The sequence below is a fragment of the Peribacillus sp. BM1 genome, assembly GCF_056679975.1.
In genome coordinates, this window is record NZ_CM155259.1 from 1,601,767 (window position 1) to 1,619,519 (window position 17,753).

Consider the following 17,753-nt stretch of genomic DNA (forward strand, 5'->3'; position numbering starts at 1 on the left):
TTTCTTTGAAAGGAGATTTGTCAGTGGGTGCATTTGGTCAATACGCAAAGATCAATCCGGTATTGATCGATTTTACAGAAGATGAATGGAAACAATTAATCGAAAAGAAACGCACGGAAAGAGATAATCATCAAAGCGGTGAACCCTTCATTAGCCTTGGACAAGTGGCGGCTCGTTTCTTAGGTATTCCCCGAGATGAGGATGACTATTATCTGACATTATTTACATTATCCCAAAACCCTCATGTATACGTCTGGAATGACCGTTTAAACAAAGAAAATGATCCCGAGAAATTTCAGGCACTTCAAGAAGTGCTACAAATAAACCAAAGTGAACAGCTTTCCGTTAATCGCTTTATCGCTTTTCTTGAAGGGAGACAGCTTATTCCGTCTCATGAAGATCCTTCGATACATCGACATATACGTGAAAGCTTCAATAAAACTTTATCCCGATTTGTCGAACAACATGATTCAGGATTTAAGCATCCTGATTTTCGTAGAGTGATTAGCGATTTAATTAAATGGCTTTGGAACCATGTTGATGAAATCCTTAGTAAACTGGATGGGGAAGAGGTTCCGGTTGTTTTATGGTATGGTGACGCAACGAAAAGCGAACTTTATTTCTTATCATTCATTCTACATTTAGGCCTTGATTTATTAATATTCCATCCACTCGGGTCTGATATCTTCAAAGAACTAGATCCAGAACGGAAGCAAATGATTGTTCAGGATTTCCAAGTGAAAAAAGAACCAAGATCTTTTCCAACACAGCGTCCGGTTCGTAAGGCAACAGTTGCCTATCAGGCATCTAAGGAAATTGAGCGGATTCTACATACTGAGGAGACGCCAATATTTAAGCCATGGCAGTATCGTTCTCATTTCCCTGTCTCCATCACACTAAAAACAACGTATGATGAATTATTTTTAATGAGCAGGGAAAGAGCATTCATTAGACCGAACTTTTATATTGAAGGAAATGAAGTGCATGTGCCATCCCTTTTTGCGAAAGTATCAGGAGTGACAACGAATAGGAGTGAGTATTGGGGGAAAATTGAGGAGCTAAAGGGCGGCGAGTTATCGCTGTTTATCCGTTACTTTCCTTTTACGAACAGCATCAATGGTAATTACCTCTATCATTATCAGCATGCACTTTTAGATAATGGAGTACTAGACCCCAAAAAAATGATCAATAGTGTATGGTGGAAATTAAAGCAATTACCACTTGGGGTTCAAGAAGCGCTTGCTGCGGGAATTTCAAGAGTTTGTGCGAATCCTAAGCTAATTCGTGAGCACAATGAGACGATAGCGGATCTCAAATTGTATTTATTTACCCAGCTTACGGTCTTGCCTGAGTCTATTGTTAGTTTATTACTTAAATTTGATTATCCGCAGTTCGTACCAAGAATTATTTTATACAATAGCGGCTCCGGAAATGGATTAGCACGTTCCGATGCGGCGCTATTGCTTTTGTTAAATGAGCTGGGGTTTGATATCATTCTCCTTAATCCATCAGGACTTAGAGATATAGAGCAATACATGGATGAACAGTACTATGATGTCCATTTAATGGATCAGTTTGAGTTCAATTACGAATATAAAGAACCGAAAATACCAATATGGCGTCGTTTTTTCAAGAAAGATCAATGAGCACCTGCTCCAGAACTAAAACGTTAAAAAAGGTTCAGGTTCTATAAACTGTGTCACCTTATGAAGGTGGCGGTGCGGAGGCCCCGCCCCTTTTCCACAAAAGATATGTAAGAAAGAGGGATAAAGAATGCAGGTTAATAGTACAGAAATACTTGATGAGAACACGAACCAGCTGTCGCTTAATAAAACGGAGGAAATTAAACTTAAGCTTCGTCAGGAACCCGAAGTGCAGAAGCTGGCTCAACAGATTGATGTAAAAAATCAGATTTCATTGTTGGAGTTCGGGAAAGAGCCAGCTGTTGAGATTTCGAAGTTCTCTGACCGTATTTTAGGGACCATGAAGGCCAGTTCAATGGAAGATTCCAGTGAATTATTAAAGCAGCTTGGTAAGGTTATGGATCAGTTTGATCGGAAGGATTTTGCCGAAGAGAAGAAAGGTTTGTTTGGGAAACTATTCAAAAAAGGCGGAAAAGTGATCGATAAGATTTTTGGAAAATACCAAACAATGGGCGGCGAAATTGATAAGATTTACGTTGAAATTTCTAAGTACCAAAATGAGATGGTGACGTCAACAAACACGCTAGAACAAATGTATGAACAAAACTTTAATTTCTATCTAGCCCTTGAAAAATATGGTGTTGCAGGTGCGATGAAGGCAGAGGAATTGAAAGCAACATTATTGCCGCAGTTTGAAGCAAGAGCTACATCGGGAGACCAGATTGCAGCAATGGAATTAGAAACACTGCGAAATGGTATTGAAACGCTTGAACAACGGGTATATGACTTGGAAATGGCGAAGATGGTTGCTTTGCAAACAGCACCACAAATCCGATTGCTTCAGAGAGGTAACACAAAGCTAATTGGAAAAATTAATTCTGCTTTCGTTACAACGATTCCAATTTTCAAAAACGGATTAATTCAGGCGGTATCTGCAAAACGTCAAAAGCTTGTTGCTGATTCAATGAGCGAGCTTGATCGCAGAACGAATGAAATGCTCGTGCGAAATGCACAAAATATTTCTTCACAAAGCACAGAGATTGCACGACTTGCGGGAGCACCAAGCATCAAAATTGAAACGATTGAAGAGTCATGGAACATTATTATTAATGGATTAGAAGAAACAAAGAAAATTGAGGATGAAAATAAACGGACGCGTGAAGAAGGTACAAAACGTTTAATCGAACTGAAGGAAAAGTTTCAAACAAGACAATTGAAAAGTTAAGAGTATTATTATTTGTTCGATTGGAAGAATGATGGTACAATACAATTAAATAAAACACGCTGGCGTGAGTTGGCAAGGGAGTGTTTCTGTTGGCAATTTCGTTACAAAAAGGACAAAAAGTAGACCTTACAAAAGGCAGAGCCGGTTTATCATCCATTACAGTAGGTTTAGGGTGGGACCCAGTAAGTTCAGGAAAGTCAAAAGGCCTTTTAGGAGGATTGTTTGGTGGTGGAAGTACTTCAAACGTTGACTGTGATGCTTCTGTCATTCTTTTGGACAAGAACGGGAAATTAACGAATAAAAACAACTTGATCTACTTTGGTAATAAAACGAGTGGGGATGGAAGTATAAAACATACAGGTGATAACTTAACAGGAGATGGTGATGGGGATGATGAGCAAGTCATCGTCGACTTAAATCGTGTTTCTCCTAGTGTAGAGAAGATTGTATTCGTCGTGAATATTTACGCTTGTGTACAACGAAAACAAGATTTCGGAATGATTCAAAATGCCTTTATCCGTTTGGTGGATAATTCAAACGGTCAAGAATTAATCCATTTTAACTTGACAGATAACTACGCGGGATTGACGTCATTATTTGTTGGAGAAATCTACCGTCATAATGGTGAGTGGAAATTTAGCGCAATTGGAGACGGAACTAAAGACACGTCTATTTCTGAAATTGCGAATAAGTATGCGTAATTTTTTTACAAAACGAATATGGCGTTAAAAAGACATCATTTACCATTGCGGAGCTGGATTTTGGAGTACTTTCTTAATAAAGGAAGTATATCTCCAAAGTAGATTGGTTATATTAGTAAGCTGCAAAGTCCCGTCCCCGTGTCTTCATACAAAATAAATCTAATAAAGTGAGGGAAAATAATTATGGCTATTTCATTAAGCAAAGGACAAAAAGTAGATTTAACAAAAGGAAATCCAGGATTAAAAAACTTAATTATCGGTTTAGGTTGGGATACAAACAAATATGATGGTGGGAACGACTTCGATTTAGACTCTTCTGTATTCTTGCTAAACGCTTCAGGAAAAGTAGGTTCTGAAAAAGATTTTGTATTCTTTAACAATCTTCAAGGTGGTAATGGTTCTGTCGTACATACAGGAGATAACCTTACGGGTGAAGGTGATGGAGATGATGAACAAATTAAAATCGACTTAAGCCTTGTACCAGCTGAGGTTGAAAAGATTGCTTTTACGATTACAATCCATGATGCAGAAGCTCGTAGTCAGAACTTCGGTCAAGTATCGAATGCGTTTGTACGTGTTGTAAACGAACAAGGTAATGCTGAACTCATTCGTTATGACCTTGGAGAAGATTTCTCGATTGAAACAGCGGTTGTTGTTGCGGAATTATATCGTCACGCTGGCGAGTGGAAGTTCAATGCAATTGGCAGTGGCTACCAAGGTGGATTGGCTGCACTTGTAAGTGACTATGGTTTATCTGTATAACCTTTAATATCTTCCAAAATATGATCGAATAAGATAGAGCTACTTCTGATTACCCCTTCAACTGTAATGAACTTTGTTGAAGGGGAATTATCTTTATGTGAAATAGAAGGGATGATGTAGATGTCCATTTCATTATCAAAAGGGCAACGAATTGATTTAACTAAAACGAATCCAGGTTTGACACGTGCTGTGATTGGTTTAGGCTGGGATACGAATAAATATACTGGAGGCTACGATTTTGATCTTGATGCTTCAGCATTTCTAGTTGATCAGAATGATAAATGCACCAACGAACTTGATTTTATTTTTTATAATAATTTGCAAGACCCAAGTGGATCTGTCGTGCATACGGGTGATAACCGTACTGGTGAAGGTGATGGGGATGATGAGCAGGTCAAAATAGATTTTAATAAAGTTCCTGCAAATATCCATAAAATCGCAATTACTGTTACAATCCATGATGCGAATCAACGAAGCCAAAATTTTGGTCAAGTGTCTAATGCATTTGTGCGTGTTGTAAACGAAGATACGAATGTAGAAGTTTTACGTTATGATCTTGGAGAAGACTTCTCGATTGAAACAGCAGTCGTGATTTGTGAATTATATCGTCATGGTTCTGATTGGAAATTTAATGCGATTGGCAGTGGATTTTCAGGCGGCTTGGCTGCATTGTGTCAAAACTACGGTTTGTCTGTTTAACAGATACACAGATAATCTACATGATTTTGTCTACGATTTGCTGTATGAAAAATTGCAATGAAACAGAAATATTACATTTATAATTGTTCCAAATGTCAAAAGGGTGAACACATTTGTGTTTCCCTTTTCGTTATTTTTATCGTTCTTACTAGGTATTTTATAAATATTGGAAAAGGCCTCCTTATGGTTTTCGAATGGGATGAGTCATGTTGATGAGGACAAAAGGCTGTTGGGATCTTAGGTGGTCATCAAAGGCTCTAGAACTTCCGTTTTAAGATAAACAAGAAATATGGAGAGAATATAAAACGCTCTCCATATTTCTTGTTTGTCTTATGCTATCTTTTTAGGTTTTGCTAGGTGTTTGTGTTTAGAATAATAAGTATAAATTTCTTCGGTGATTTAGTGTTTAACCTTACACTTGCCACGTTCGAATCTTACGTTATCTTTTACAGAAATCAATTTTCCGTAAAGAGTTAATGAGACTAACGTGCGCCTCCTTGGCCAGTAGCCAAGGACCGGTGATGGTTTTTCGTAATGGGAGGTAGCAGTTTGAAGCATTTTAATTATTTAACAAAGGACCGTGAGGAGAACATCTTTTATCGGATGCCGGTAGAATTTTCTAAAGACAGTGAGAAAGAATTGTTGGCACTATCACTTGGAGCTTGCTTGTATATGCCAGGCACTCGACCGAATATTTGCGCTGATATAGTGAATCAGAAGCATGATGGTTTAGTATCTATGGTCCTTTGTCTTGAAGATGCTGTCAGTGATCATGAAGTATATCAGGCGGAGATGAATGTCATTGCTCAGTTTCAACAGCTTCATATGCGGATCGGATCGGGATCCATTACGACAGATGAACTTCCCATCATTTTTATTCGCGTAAGAAGTGAAAAGCAAATGAGATATGTAGCAGAGCATCTTGGTAGCTCGATACATGTGCTGACTGGATTTGTGTTTCCCAAATTCACAGCTGAAAATGGGACGGGCTACATTACGGCTCTTCGTGATTTAAATGAGCAATATGGCATTCGATTATATGGGATGCCGATTCTTGAATCGGCTGAAGTTATTTATAAAGAATCGAGAATAGCTTCATTATTAAGCATCAAGAAGCTACTTGATGAAAATTATGATTGCATCTTAAATGTCCGGATGGGAGCCACTGACTTTTGTGGATTATATGGGATAAGAAGAAGTAGTGATTCTACGATTTATGATATTTCGGTCGTCAGAGATTGTATTGCTGATATCGTGAATGTATTTGGTCGAAGTGAAAAAGAATATGTTGTGTCAGGGCCTGTATGGGAGTACTTTTATAAAGAGGAACGAGTGCTTAAGCCACAGCTTCGCCAAACTCCTTTTACGAACAGTCTTGGTAAAGAAGGCTTGTCGATTCGTAAAGAGTTCTTAAATGAATATTTGGATGGATTGATTCAGGAAATATTGCTGGACAAAAACAATGGACTTACTGGGAAAACTGTTATTCATCCGAGCCATATAAAGCCTGTTCACGCGTTTTCCGTTGTTTCCTACGAAGAATATATGGATGCTATTAGTATATTAGAGGGAATTGGTGGAGAATCAGGTGTACTGAAAAGTCAATTTTCCAATAAAATGAATGAAATGAAGCCCCATTATAATTGGGCAATAAAAATCGTTAGCAAAGCGAAAATATACGGGGTGTATCATGAACAATGCTCATACATTGATTTACTCACAGAGCAAGAACAGATCCATATTTAATATATTAGATTCTTTAGCTGTAACAGTTGAAGTAACGGAAAATCCTTATAATCTTCCTTTAGACTTTTTATTCGAAATGGCCGCCCGGAAAAATAAGAAACGTGGCTTTCTGTTTGTTAGTAAAATCCTTGGCAAGCATATCCCAGTAGCGCCGGTTACTTCTTTGTTAAGTGGTGCGTTATTAGCGATACGTTATTTAGAGACGGTGCATACCCATCCAATAGAAGGCAGAAAAGCTGTGATAGAAGCGTTGTTATCAGGAAATAGGCAAGAAGAAATCTACCAATCTCTCATGGACAACCCATTTCATTTACCTGATGAAACACTTTTCATCGGCTTTGCAGAGACCGCGACAGCACTTGGACATAGTGTGTTTGATTTATTTAATAATGCCCATTATCTTCATACTACAAGAGAACAAATTGTCGGGTTAGAGTCGAGCATAGAGTTTGAAGAAGAACACTCTCATGCGACTGAGCAAGCGTGCTATGGAAATAAAGAGTTGTTGCAAAAAGATGGTCCAATCGTTCTTGTTGATGATGAAATTACAACAGGGAAAACAGCATTAAATATTATAGAATCCATTCATGCCGCATATCCTCGAAAAGAGTATGTCGTCTTATCTCTTTTGGATTGGCGTTCAGAAGCAAACAAAGCAGCGTACGCGGAATTAGAAGAAAAGCTGGGGATTCGCATTCGAACCGCAACATTATTGGCAGGTAGGATCGAAGTAGATGGAAATCCTGTTGATACGGAAGGTTGCTATGACTATGCCCATTCTGGTGCTGCGGTTGAAACGGAGGTCCATACTATCAATCTATCAGAATATGAGAGCTTTAAACAGATTGATGATGTTGCGTATGTATCTATTAGTAGTGAAGGATCTGTGAATCAAGTTCCTTATTCCGGAATGACAGGACGTTTTAATGGAATATCATCAAGGGATCGCCCGAGTATTGATGATTATGCATTTCATGTGGGAGTGGGTCTTAAGCAAACCCGTTCTGGCGGAAAAACGCTCTGTCTAGGGACGGGTGAATTTATGTATCTTCCAATGAAAATCGCTTCATATATGGGCGATGATGTCTTCTGTCAATCAACGACGAGAAGTCCGATTCATCGAATTGATAAAGAAGGGTATGCTGTGACAAGTGGGTTTGATTTTGTGAACCCAGATGATTCAGGCGTCATAAATTATTTTTACAATATCCCATACAAGAGCTACCGAGACATCTATCTATTCCTCGAGCGCGAAGTAGAAGAGGTTCGCCTGGAATCTTTATTAGAAAAGATCAAACAAGTCGGTGCAAAGAGGCTCTTTGTGGTGACCATGAATTCTAAAGCAGAAGGAGAAGGTCATGCCGATTAAACAGAACTTTACGATTACGCCAATGGGCAGTTATCCACCTGAAGATGTGACGTTTCTATTAAAAGATCTAAGTGAAGTCATGGAGGAACAGGGGACGGAGGACAGGGAAGAAGCGATTCAATCTGGTGTTCATTACTCTGAAATGTTGCCGATTGAATACAAGCCGACATCTGAATACATGGAAGTGTATCAAAAAGCATTGGTAGAATATGCACAGAAAATGGCGGTGGCAATAGGTGTAGTGACAGAAGAGATTCTTGCGAAAAAAGGGAGGAATCTAATACTTGTATCCTTAGCAAGAGCAGGTACGCCGGTTGGCATCCTCATTAAGCGTTATTTATCATTTGCTTATAACTTGGATGTGCCACATTATAGTGTTTCTATCATCCGTGGTAAAGGAATTGATGAGCAGGCAATTCGTTATATTAAAGAGAATCATCCAGATCGTCAGATTCAATTTATTGATGGGTGGACGGGTAAAGGTGCGATCAGCCTTGAATTAGCAAAAGCTTGCCGCGAAATGAATGACAAGTTTGGCTATGATCTGGATGACAGTCTTGCCGTGTTAGCTGACCCAGGTTATTGCTCTGAAATTTATGGGACAAGAGAGGATTTCTTGATCCCGAGTGCTTGCCTGAATTCAACTGTGTCAGGTCTTGTAAGCCGTACAGTTCATAATAAAGCGTATATTTCTGATCAGGATTTTCATGGTGCAAAATATTATCGTCATCTTGAAGAAGAAGATGTATCCAATGAATTTATTGCTACCATCGTTAAAGAGTTTCCTAGAGTTGAGCAAGATATTCAAACTCATCTTGATAAAATTCGTCTGATGCACACAGCTCCGAATTGGTCAGGAGAGGCTTGTGTGAAAAAGATACAAGTTGATTTTTCAATTGATGATATAAATCATATAAAGCCTGGTGTTGGGGAAACAACTCGTGTTTTATTACGAAGGGTTCCTTGGAAGATACTTGTGAAAAATCGAAATGACGAGCGATTAAAGCATATTATTCTGCTTGCCAAAGATCGTGGTGTTCCGATTGAAGAGTATCCAGAAATGACATATACTTGTTGCGGACTAATTAAGTCGTTGAAGGAGAAACTATGATTTTTGCAAGTGATTTAGATCAAACATTAATTTACTCAATCCGTTCGATGAGGCTTAGTGAAGGTCGTCCTGCGCCCGCGATGCGTGTTGTTGAAAAACGCGGTGAACGGGAAATCTCTTATATGACCTTAGTTGCAATTGAATTATTAAAAGCAGTTGCTCACAAGATGATGTTTCTTCCGGTTACAACAAGAACGGTAGAACAGTTTCAATATATTACTCTATTCCAAGAGGAAATTGTACCGCCTTTTGCTGTGACAAGCAATGGTGGAAATATTCTTGTGAAAGGTAAAATAGATGAAGAGTGGCAAAGACAAATTAAAATGAAGCTAGAAAATGAGGCATTAAGTGGAGAAAAGATCCTTGAACAATTTAGTGAAATAGCTAACGATGAGTGGGTTCATTCCCAACATACGGCAGATGAACTGTTTCATTATTGTCTGATTGAACGTGACTTGGTTCCGCTGGATGAATTGATGCAATTCAAAGAAGTAATCGATCAACAAGGTTGGAAGATGTCTCTGCAAGGTCGCAAGCTTTATTTTGTACCAAAAGCGGTGAATAAATGGGATGCAGTCGCTTATATTAAAGAAAAAAGCAATCGACAATTTGTGGCAACGGCTGGAGATTCGCTACTTGATCTGCCTATGCTTGAAGTTGCGGACTATGCAATATCGCCCATTCACGGAGAACTAAGTGAAATGGGGAATTCCGCAGTGAAAAGAACGATTCACCGAACAGAGCAAAAAGGAATCCTAGCCGCTGAAGATATATTGAATCAGGTTATGCATATTTATAAAGAGCTTTCGTGATCGCTTCTGTATAAAATGCCAATCGAGAAGGTGCTTGCTGGATGATTAACTTATTTAAAAAACAACCAAACTTAGATAGTCGAAACATATTGAGCTCAAGTGAAGCATGCAAGGAATGGGGCATTGACTCTTCGACGTTAAGAAGGAGAATTCATGATTTCCCCCACGGAACCATTCGTAAATTCGGAACATCATGGGTGGTCACTCGTGAAGGGATGTATGTGGTATTTGGTGAAAAGAAAACTCAAGCAAGTTTTGATAGTTGGAAATCTAAGTATGAGTAAAAAAACAAACGGAAGACTCTTTGGATAGAGTCTTCCGTTTGTTTTTTTTTTATGGTGTCCAGCTTCTTTATGACTAATATGTTCATGCTTTTTTTTGTTAAGAAAGAAATTCAGCTGGATCAAGACCGAGTTCCCGGCAAACTTCGCTGACAACGCGCTGTTCGTTCGCGTCGAAGTTGCCGTCTGCGTACCCGATCGCTATGCTATATCTTGCGATAAGACGAGCGATTTCCGGCTTTGTTCGGACCCGGCCTAATGCTTTGAAGGCTTCGGCGCGGCCAACAATCATATCTCGTTCAATTTTCTGAGTAAAGTTGTTGAATTGTGCGATCACTTTGTTTGTATCGAAGACGCGTAATTCTTCGCTTTGGTTGACAAAATCAATCATTTGCTGGCGCTCGGATGGATCTAAATGTCCATCTGCCATGGAAACAAGTGCACATCCTGCAACGATGGCGTCTAACACATCCTGACTTTTGTATCGAGCAAATAAATCCTGTGCTTTTCGCTTTTGTTGCACGGCCCATTCGGAATAATCAGTTTGATTTGGTGACCATGAATTGCCACAACTGTTACAAGTAAGTTTCAATTTGTTTTTTCCGATGAATCCGCCTAGCAATCCGACTGGACCGAGAATTAACCCGCCAACTGCTGCCTTACCAAGTCCGAATCCTTTTTGTCCAGTTCTGACATTGGTTGAATGGCAACGTGGGCATTGCAGCTCTTCGCCACCGTATTGCTGGGAGGCTCCACCTCTTTGCGCTTGATTTTGCATAGGAGGTTGGTAGGTAGGTTGCTGTTGATGTTGCGGCTGATGACCGTATGTATTGGTATTGCTATTGCCAAATCCACCTTGCTGATTGCCAAACCCTTGTTGCTGTTGTTGCGAAGGGATAGACTGCTGTTGATAAGGTTGTTGAACAATTGGAGTGGGAGTTGGTGCATCATCCACATTCACACCGAAGTTTCTACATAAAGCAGATAATCCGCCTTGGAAACCGCTTGCAATGGCATTGAATTTCCATTCTCCGTTATGACGATACAATTCTGCTGCAACGATGGCGGTTTCTACTGTGAAGTCTCTGCCGAGTTCGAACCGTATTAATTCCTCAAATGTTTGCGTGTTAAAAATTCTTACATAAGCATTGGCAACTTGTCCGAAGTTTTGTTGCTTCATATGCGCATCATGGATCGTGATTGTAAATGCGATACGATGGATCGCCTGCGGTACAAGGTTCAAATCAATTTGAATTTGTTCATCATCTTGATGACCTGAACCTGTCCGGTTATCTCCGCTATATAGAATAGATCCATTCCCTCCGGAAGGGTTGTTATAGAAAACAAAATCTGCATCGCTCGCTACTTTACCATTCGCACCAGTTAAAAAGGCTGATGCATCTAAATCATAGCTAGCCCCAAAATTGCCAACATCCCATCCTAGTCCTACAACAACGTGTTGCAGGCCTGGATGGGCTTTTGTTAAGTCTACCTTTTGACCTTTGCTTAGCGTTACACCCATCGATTACACGCTCCTTAAAAGTTTATCATTTTGAAAATATTACTATTATCGTACCACAAAAGGATTAGGGTGTAATGGATTAATAACCTGATATGGCAAAGTTATTTAATGTAAGGTTATATAACATTTATTTTTAATTTTTATAAAATTCAGTTGATTTTTATTGTTTAGTTTAATATGATATTAAATATAACATATGATGTTAGTTTATATAACATCTGCGAGGGGGAGAAAAAATGGAATTAGCAGATTCAGTATTTATGTTTGTGGCAACCATGCTTGTCTGGATTATGACTCCAGGGATTGCGCTTTTTTACGGAGGAATGGTAAAAAGCAAAAATGTATTAAACACTGCGATGCATAGTTATATGCCGCTAGCTGTCATTTCAATCTTATGGGTTACAATCGGCTATTCGCTTTCCTTTTCAGAGGGAAATGCTTTCTTTGGAGGTTTAGATTGGATTGGATTGAAAGGGGTTGGGTTTGAGCCTGGACCATACAGTGATACGATTCCGCACAGTTTGTTCATGTTATTCCAAATGACATTTGCTGTAATAACCGTTTCTATTATTGCTGGAGGGGTCGCTGAGCGCATGAAATTTTCAGCATTCTTACTGTTCACAATTTTTTGGTCGTTGCTAGTATACGCTCCACTAGCTCATTGGGTATGGGGCGGTGGGTGGTTAGCTCAGCTTGGAACATTGGATTTCGCAGGTGGTAATGTGGTTCATGTTTCCTCTGGTGTTACGGGTCTCGTATTAGCGATTATGCTCGGAAAACGTAAATTGTCAGGTGAAAACTCACCGCATAATCTGCCGCTAACATTCTTAGGTGCAACATTAATCTGGTTCGGGTGGTATGGCTTTAACGTCGGAAGCGCTTTGACGATTAATGAAGTAGCCATGGTCGTTTTTGTAAACACGGCAGTTGCTGCTTCAGCTGGCATTCTTGGCTGGCTTGCAATTGAGTATGTGTGCAATAAAAAGCCTACGATGCTTGGTGCATTATCGGGAGCAATCTCCGGGTTAGTTGCGATTACACCTGCCTGTGGCTTCGTTACAGTGCCTGCCGCTATTATTATTGGCTTAATTGGTGGAGCTGTCTGTTTCTGGGGTGTTTCTTATTTAAAAGGAAAGCTTGGTTACGATGATGCACTTGACGCGTTTGGTCTTCATGGAGTAGGTGGCACATGGGGAGGGATTGCAACTGGCTTATTCGCTACAACTTCTGTTAATCCTGGAGGAGCAAACGGATTGCTGTATGGGGGGTTCGATTTATTTTGGAAACAGCTGATTGCAATCGTCGCAACCTACATTTTCGTAGCAGTGCTTACATTTATCATTGCTAAAGTAATTAGTTACTTAGTACCGCTACGAGTGAATGAAGAAGATGAAACTCTTGGTCTGGATATTTCTTTACACGGAGAAAAGGCATACCACGAATCCATTTAAAAAGGGGGCTATATGATGGGAGACGTGTTAACAAAGATTGAAATTGTCACTAGACCAGAGAAGTTCGAAGTGTTCAAACAGGAGTTGGCTAAAATCGGCGTCAGTGGGATTACGGTTGCAGAAGTCAAAGGGACCGGGTTGCAAAAGGGATATAAGGAAACCTATCGTGGTGTGACTCGTGAAATCAGCCTGCATGACCGAATCAAAATTGAAATCATTGTCTGTGAGGTACCGGTACAGCAAGTAATCGACCTTGCAAGGAAAAACTTCAATACAGGTAAACCAGGAGATGGAAAAATTTTTATTTATGAACTGGCCAATGTGATTAAAATCCGTACTGGTGAAGAAGGCCGTGCTGCACTGAAAAATGAGCAATGAAGTGAATTGTCAACAGTGAGAGGGACTTCTTTCCCGCTGATAATTCGTTTAAACAGGATGAAAACAAACTAAGAAACGTATTCAACAGATCGGATAAGAGGTAACGCATGGATAGGAGGAATTTCTTAAATGGGAAGGCTTGAAAAAATCGTCAAAGCCAGAAAGGAGAAAATCATTCATACTCTTATTTCGGAAAATATTTATCAACCTGCTGACCATTCTTATTTAATGAATTTACCTTTGAGAAATTTAGAAGACTTGTTACTTCTTTTTAAGCAAAGGTGCCAAATATCCAAGAAAGATTAAATCCGACTAGTTTTTCATCCTTATCCACAGATAGGGATGTTTTTTTATCAAAATTTTCAGTGACACTTATAGTTTAGAAGTGAACGCCAGGTTAAATCTTTAATTGTTTGAAAATTAAGGGAAAGGGATAGAAACTAAAATTCAACTGAATTTTTTTCAATGTTATATTCGAAATCTGGAATTTATTATCGCCTTACCAACTAACTAAGCAAGTTTACTAACCACTTTTACAATTTACTAACCAACTATGCAAAATTACTAACCACTTTCAAATATTTACTAACCATCTAAGTAAAGTTACTAACCAAATTCGAGTTTACTTATCAGAGCGTGGTCATCGGTCACATAACTGAAGGTAATTCTGAAATTCGACTCGTGTATCAGTGACAAATATGATGAATAGTATTGGCGGATGTAGTCACTACGACAGAATTGCGTTTAATCATCTTTTTTTTAGAATATATTGACAATCGGTGAGAATCTAGATAAACTTTTAATTAACCATCGGTCAATTAAAGGAGAAAACTATGTCACCAAGAAAAGCAGTGGATAATGAATTAACAAAAGAAATGATTATGGACACGGCGAGAGACTTATTTGCAGAGCAAGGTTATCAGCATGTATCGATGAGAAAAATAGCACAAAATCTTGGATATTCACACGGGGCGCTTTATTATCACTTTAAAAATAAAGCGGAAATCTTCTACAGTCTTGTATCGCTGGACTTTTCCTTGCTGAATCACGAGATTGCGAAAGTGATGAATAGTGAAGCTGATAATCATCAAAAAATCAGAGATTTATTTCTAAGATTTATAAAATTTGGTCTCGATCATCCTAATCATTATGAAATTATGTTTTTAACGAGAGATGAAGAGGTTCAAAGCTTTCTGCAGCAGGAACCTAGTGAAAGCTATCGGCAATTTTCAGAAGCGCTGCTTCAATTGAGTAATAGGAGCATACCGATTAAAGAAACGTGGTCTGTTTTTCTATCGCTCCATGGATTTGTTTCAGTCTATTGTAGAAATAGACAGCCTTATTCTGAGGTGGAAATCATGGCTGAAACACATGTAGAAGTTATTTTACGGTCAATTTTGCAGCGCTAATTTTTTTAACATTTTATTGACCGTTGGTTCATTAAGAGGGGGGACAATAATGAAGGCACTTGTATTGGGAGCGACGGGTGGCATGGGGAGCGCAATTGTGTATGAATTACTGGAGCGGGGAGTCGAGGTTACGGCTTTTGCTAGAAACCTAGAGAAGCTAAATAAATTGTTCAAAGATCATCAGGTAAGACTCGTTCAAGGTGATGTCTTTAACGAAGAACAAATAAGTCGGGCCGCGGAATATGCAGACATTGTTTTTCACTCTATTAATATACCTTATCAGGAATGGGAGGATAAACAGCCCATTCTTATGAAAAATATTCTTAATGCGGTCAAAAAAACGAGAACAAAGCTTGTAATTGTCGACAATATCTATGCTTACGGAAGAAATCTTGGTACCTTGGTAGCTGAAACAACAAGAAAGGATCCCCATACGAAAAAAGGAAAGATTCGTTTGGAGTTGAATTCGATGGCAAAGGATTCCGGTGTGCCGATGTTGATCGCCCATTTTCCAGACTTCTATGGACCTCATGCTGAAAACACATTGCTGGATTATATGTTTCAAGCGGTAATGAAAGATAAAACAGCCCAGTTTGTCGGCGATCAAACGATTCCGCGAGAATATATTTATACACCGGATGGAGCGAAAGCCGTCTGTGAATTGGCTATGCAAGACCGCTTTGAAGGAGGGCATTGGAATATTCCGGGCACGAGCACCATTACTGGAAAGGAGATCATTGAACTTGTTAGAGAGTTGACGGGGTATGAGAAAAAGGTTTCCACTGTTTCTAAAAATATGATTCGACTACTTGGAGTGTTTGACTCTGGTATGAGGGAAATGGTTGAAATGTTTTACTTAAACGAAGATCCAGTCGTATTAGACGGCGGAAAATATGAGAGAGAAATAGGTCAAATTCCAAGGACGCCATATAAAGAAGGGTTTCAAAAAACGTTAGAAAGTATTACTCAATAACATAAATGGAGATACTTTGGCGCCTAGTGATATATTTTAAAAATAGAAAATGTGAAGTGTCCCAGTTAAAACCCTTGAATAAAAGCAAAAAGCTCAAGCTGTGACCCATTTAGCTTGAGCTAGTCTATTACAACCCTAACGAAATATACTTCACTTCCAAATATTCTTCTATCCCTTGATGTCCGCCTTCGCGACCTAAACCACTTTGTTTAAAACCGCCAAATGGTGCTTGAGGAGTTGACGGCACCCCGTCATTCAAGCCGACGATACCGAATTCAAGAGCTTCTGTGATTTGAATGCCTCTACTAATGTTTTCGGTAAAGACGTAAGCTGCTAGTCCATAGATGGACTGGTTCGCGCGTGCAATCGCTTCTTCATCTGTTTTGAAGGAAGCAATCGGTGCAAGTGGTCCGAATGTTTCTTCTTGCATACAAAGCATAGAGTCATCGATATTGCTTAAAACGGTCGGCTCGAGGAAGAGTCCGTTTGCTGCCGTTCCACCTGTTTCTAGTTTGGCACCTTGCTTGATAGCATCTTCAATATGCGCTACTACTTTATCGACGGCATTTTGATTAATAAGCGGTCCAATATCAGTACCTTCTTCCAGTCCGTTACCTACTTTAAGAGCTTCCACTTTGGCGACTAATTTTTCAATAAAATCGTCATGAATGGATTCATGTACATAGATTCTATTTGCGCAGACACAAGTTTGCCCTGCGTTTCGGAATTTAGAGTTCAAGACGCCTGTGACGGCCTTATCTAAGTCGGCATCCTCCAAAACGATAACTGGCGCATGTCCACCAAGTTCAAGAGAGATTTTCTTGACTGTATCTGCTGCGCCTCTCATTAGGATTTTGCCCACTTTTGTTGATCCAGTAAAGGTAAGCTTACGGACTCGATTATCTTCAATCCAGGCAGTTCCAATTGCATTTGCATCTCCTGTTACAATATTAATGACGCCTTTTGGAATTCCTGCCTGTTCTGCGAGCTCAACCAATTTTAAAGCGGTGAGTGGTGTTAATTCTGATGGTTTGATGACAACTGTACAGCCAACCGCAAGTGCTGGCGCAACTTTTCTTGTGATCATAGCCGCCGGGAAGTTCCAAGGAGTGATGACACTAACGACACCAACGGGCTGTTTGGACACGAATAATCGCTTATTAACCTGAGTTGCTGGGATGGTTTCCCCATACACTCGTTTGCCTTCTTCTGCGTACCAGGATAAAAATCCATTTGCATAGGAAATTTCCCCAATCGCTTCTTTTAACGGCTTTCCTTGTTCCATTGTCATGATGTATCCAAGCTCAGCGTTACCTTCTTCTATTAAGTGATGCCAATTCCAGATCAACTCAGACCTTTCATAAACAGATAGCCCAGCCCATCCTTTAAAAGCGTCGTATGCTGCATCTGTTGCTTTGTTTGCTTCATCCGCGCCTCCGTTAGGAACAGTGGCAATCACTTCATTTGTAGCTGGATTCCTTACTTCAATTTTATCTAAGCCGTAATCTGACCATTCGCCGTTCACAAATATTCCATAATGTTTCATACGTACAGCCTCCAATCCGTAATTAAAATTCGTTCTTCTTTAAGTATATCTAACAATAAGACTATGATTAAGTTTCTTGCTTAATAGATTAAACGCTTCAGCAATGTGAGAATGAATGTAAAGCT

17 protein-coding genes are annotated in these 17,753 nt (G+C 39.5%); 15 read left to right on the top strand and 2 right to left on the bottom strand.

Going from position 1 to position 17,753, the window contains the following annotated elements; genetic code table 11:
* Positions 1–23 precede the first annotated feature (23 nt).
* From AC1MGI_RS07755 to AC1MGI_RS07800, 10 genes are all read left to right on the top strand, one after another.
* Complete coding sequence (locus AC1MGI_RS07755; protein ID WP_480349191.1) at positions 24–1,646, top strand: YceG family protein; 1,623 nt, start codon at positions 24–26, stop codon at positions 1,644–1,646.
* Positions 1,647–1,773: 127 nt separating this feature from the next.
* The gene (locus tag AC1MGI_RS07760; protein ID WP_062184454.1) at positions 1,774–2,868 is read left to right on the top strand and encodes a toxic anion resistance protein; all 1,095 of its coding nucleotides are present in this window, start codon (positions 1,774–1,776) and stop codon (positions 2,866–2,868) included.
* Positions 2,869–2,957: 89 nt separating this feature from the next.
* Complete coding sequence (locus tag AC1MGI_RS07765) at positions 2,958–3,569, top strand: TerD family protein (RefSeq protein WP_480349192.1); 612 nt, start codon at positions 2,958–2,960, stop codon at positions 3,567–3,569.
* Positions 3,570–3,752: 183 nt separating this feature from the next.
* The gene (locus AC1MGI_RS07770) at positions 3,753–4,331 is read left to right on the top strand and encodes a TerD family protein (protein ID WP_480349193.1); all 579 of its coding nucleotides are present in this window, start codon (positions 3,753–3,755) and stop codon (positions 4,329–4,331) included.
* 120 nt (positions 4,332–4,451) lie between these two features.
* Positions 4,452–5,030 carry a TerD family protein gene (locus AC1MGI_RS07775; RefSeq protein WP_480349194.1) on the top strand — a complete coding sequence of 193 codons (579 nt, stop codon included), beginning with the start codon at positions 4,452–4,454 and terminating at the stop codon, positions 5,028–5,030.
* A 549-nt stretch (positions 5,031–5,579) separates the two neighbouring features.
* Positions 5,580–6,776: an HpcH/HpaI aldolase/citrate lyase family protein gene (locus AC1MGI_RS07780; RefSeq protein WP_480349195.1), complete on the top strand. Its 1,197-nt coding sequence runs from the start codon at positions 5,580–5,582 to the stop codon at positions 6,774–6,776.
* Positions 6,721–8,145 carry a phosphoribosyltransferase family protein gene (locus tag AC1MGI_RS07785; RefSeq protein WP_480349196.1) on the top strand — a complete coding sequence of 475 codons (1,425 nt, stop codon included), beginning with the start codon at positions 6,721–6,723 and terminating at the stop codon, positions 8,143–8,145. Before AC1MGI_RS07780 ends, AC1MGI_RS07785 begins: the two co-directional genes overlap by 56 nt.
* Positions 8,135–9,256: a cysteine protease StiP family protein gene (locus AC1MGI_RS07790; protein ID WP_480349197.1), complete on the top strand. Its 1,122-nt coding sequence runs from the start codon at positions 8,135–8,137 to the stop codon at positions 9,254–9,256. Before AC1MGI_RS07785 ends, AC1MGI_RS07790 begins: the two co-directional genes overlap by 11 nt.
* On the top strand, positions 9,253–10,068 hold the full coding sequence (locus AC1MGI_RS07795) for an HAD family hydrolase (RefSeq protein ID WP_480349198.1): 816 nt from the start codon (positions 9,253–9,255) through the stop codon (positions 10,066–10,068). The genes AC1MGI_RS07790 and AC1MGI_RS07795 overlap by 4 nt, the downstream gene beginning before the upstream one ends.
* Positions 10,069–10,109: 41 nt before the next feature.
* The gene (locus AC1MGI_RS07800) at positions 10,110–10,352 is read left to right on the top strand and encodes a helix-turn-helix domain-containing protein (protein ID WP_480349199.1); all 243 of its coding nucleotides are present in this window, start codon (positions 10,110–10,112) and stop codon (positions 10,350–10,352) included.
* Positions 10,353–10,449: 97 nt separating this feature from the next.
* Here the strand turns inward: AC1MGI_RS07800 and AC1MGI_RS07805 are convergent, their stop codons facing one another.
* Positions 10,450–11,871, bottom strand: coding sequence for a TerD family protein (locus AC1MGI_RS07805; protein WP_480349200.1), 1,422 nt, complete (start codon positions 11,869–11,871; stop codon positions 10,450–10,452).
* Positions 11,872–12,107: 236 nt separating this feature from the next.
* Between AC1MGI_RS07805 and AC1MGI_RS07810 the strand changes: the two genes are divergently transcribed.
* The 5 genes from AC1MGI_RS07810 to AC1MGI_RS07830 all read left to right on the top strand — a co-directional run bounded on the left by AC1MGI_RS07810 (position 12,108) and on the right by AC1MGI_RS07830 (position 16,082).
* Positions 12,108–13,322, top strand: a complete 1,215-nt coding sequence (locus AC1MGI_RS07810) for an ammonium transporter (RefSeq protein ID WP_062184426.1) — start codon at positions 12,108–12,110, stop codon at positions 13,320–13,322.
* A 15-nt stretch (positions 13,323–13,337) separates the two neighbouring features.
* Positions 13,338–13,700, top strand: a complete 363-nt coding sequence (locus AC1MGI_RS07815) for a P-II family nitrogen regulator (RefSeq protein ID WP_480349732.1) — start codon at positions 13,338–13,340, stop codon at positions 13,698–13,700.
* Positions 13,701–13,829: 129 nt separating this feature from the next.
* The gene (locus AC1MGI_RS07820; protein ID WP_480349201.1) at positions 13,830–14,006 is read left to right on the top strand and encodes a hypothetical protein; all 177 of its coding nucleotides are present in this window, start codon (positions 13,830–13,832) and stop codon (positions 14,004–14,006) included.
* Positions 14,007–14,533: 527 nt separating this feature from the next.
* Positions 14,534–15,109: a TetR/AcrR family transcriptional regulator gene (locus AC1MGI_RS07825; protein ID WP_480349202.1), complete on the top strand. Its 576-nt coding sequence runs from the start codon at positions 14,534–14,536 to the stop codon at positions 15,107–15,109.
* A gap of 49 nt (positions 15,110–15,158) precedes the next feature.
* On the top strand, positions 15,159–16,082 hold the full coding sequence (locus AC1MGI_RS07830) for an SDR family NAD(P)-dependent oxidoreductase (RefSeq protein WP_480349203.1): 924 nt from the start codon (positions 15,159–15,161) through the stop codon (positions 16,080–16,082).
* Positions 16,083–16,209: 127 nt separating this feature from the next.
* Here the strand turns inward: AC1MGI_RS07830 and AC1MGI_RS07835 are convergent, their stop codons facing one another.
* Entirely contained in the window at positions 16,210–17,628 is a 1,419-nt protein-coding gene (locus tag AC1MGI_RS07835; RefSeq protein WP_480349204.1) for an NAD-dependent succinate-semialdehyde dehydrogenase, read from the bottom strand.
* Positions 17,629–17,753 lie beyond the last annotated feature (125 nt).

Coding starts and splice junctions, on each gene's coding strand:
- AC1MGI_RS07760 (WP_062184454.1), top strand. CDS start 1,774: ATGCAGGTTAATAGTACAGAAATACTTGATGAGAACACGAACCAGCTG.
- AC1MGI_RS07825 (WP_480349202.1), top strand. CDS start 14,534: ATGTCACCAAGAAAAGCAGTGGATAATGAATTAACAAAAGAAATGATT.
- AC1MGI_RS07810 (WP_062184426.1), top strand. CDS start 12,108: ATGGAATTAGCAGATTCAGTATTTATGTTTGTGGCAACCATGCTTGTC.
- AC1MGI_RS07770 (WP_480349193.1), top strand. CDS start 3,753: ATGGCTATTTCATTAAGCAAAGGACAAAAAGTAGATTTAACAAAAGGA.
- AC1MGI_RS07815 (WP_480349732.1), top strand. CDS start 13,338: ATGGGAGACGTGTTAACAAAGATTGAAATTGTCACTAGACCAGAGAAG.
- AC1MGI_RS07805 (WP_480349200.1), bottom strand. CDS start 11,871: ATGGGTGTAACGCTAAGCAAAGGTCAAAAGGTAGACTTAACAAAAGCC.
- AC1MGI_RS07790 (WP_480349197.1), top strand. CDS start 8,135: ATGCCGATTAAACAGAACTTTACGATTACGCCAATGGGCAGTTATCCA.
- AC1MGI_RS07785 (WP_480349196.1), top strand. CDS start 6,721: ATGAACAATGCTCATACATTGATTTACTCACAGAGCAAGAACAGATCC.
- AC1MGI_RS07820 (WP_480349201.1), top strand. CDS start 13,830: ATGGGAAGGCTTGAAAAAATCGTCAAAGCCAGAAAGGAGAAAATCATT.
- AC1MGI_RS07830 (WP_480349203.1), top strand. CDS start 15,159: ATGAAGGCACTTGTATTGGGAGCGACGGGTGGCATGGGGAGCGCAATT.
- AC1MGI_RS07800 (WP_480349199.1), top strand. CDS start 10,110: ATGATTAACTTATTTAAAAAACAACCAAACTTAGATAGTCGAAACATA.
- AC1MGI_RS07795 (WP_480349198.1), top strand. CDS start 9,253: ATGATTTTTGCAAGTGATTTAGATCAAACATTAATTTACTCAATCCGT.
- AC1MGI_RS07835 (WP_480349204.1), bottom strand. CDS start 17,628: ATGAAACATTATGGAATATTTGTGAACGGCGAATGGTCAGATTACGGC.
- AC1MGI_RS07775 (WP_480349194.1), top strand. CDS start 4,452: ATGTCCATTTCATTATCAAAAGGGCAACGAATTGATTTAACTAAAACG.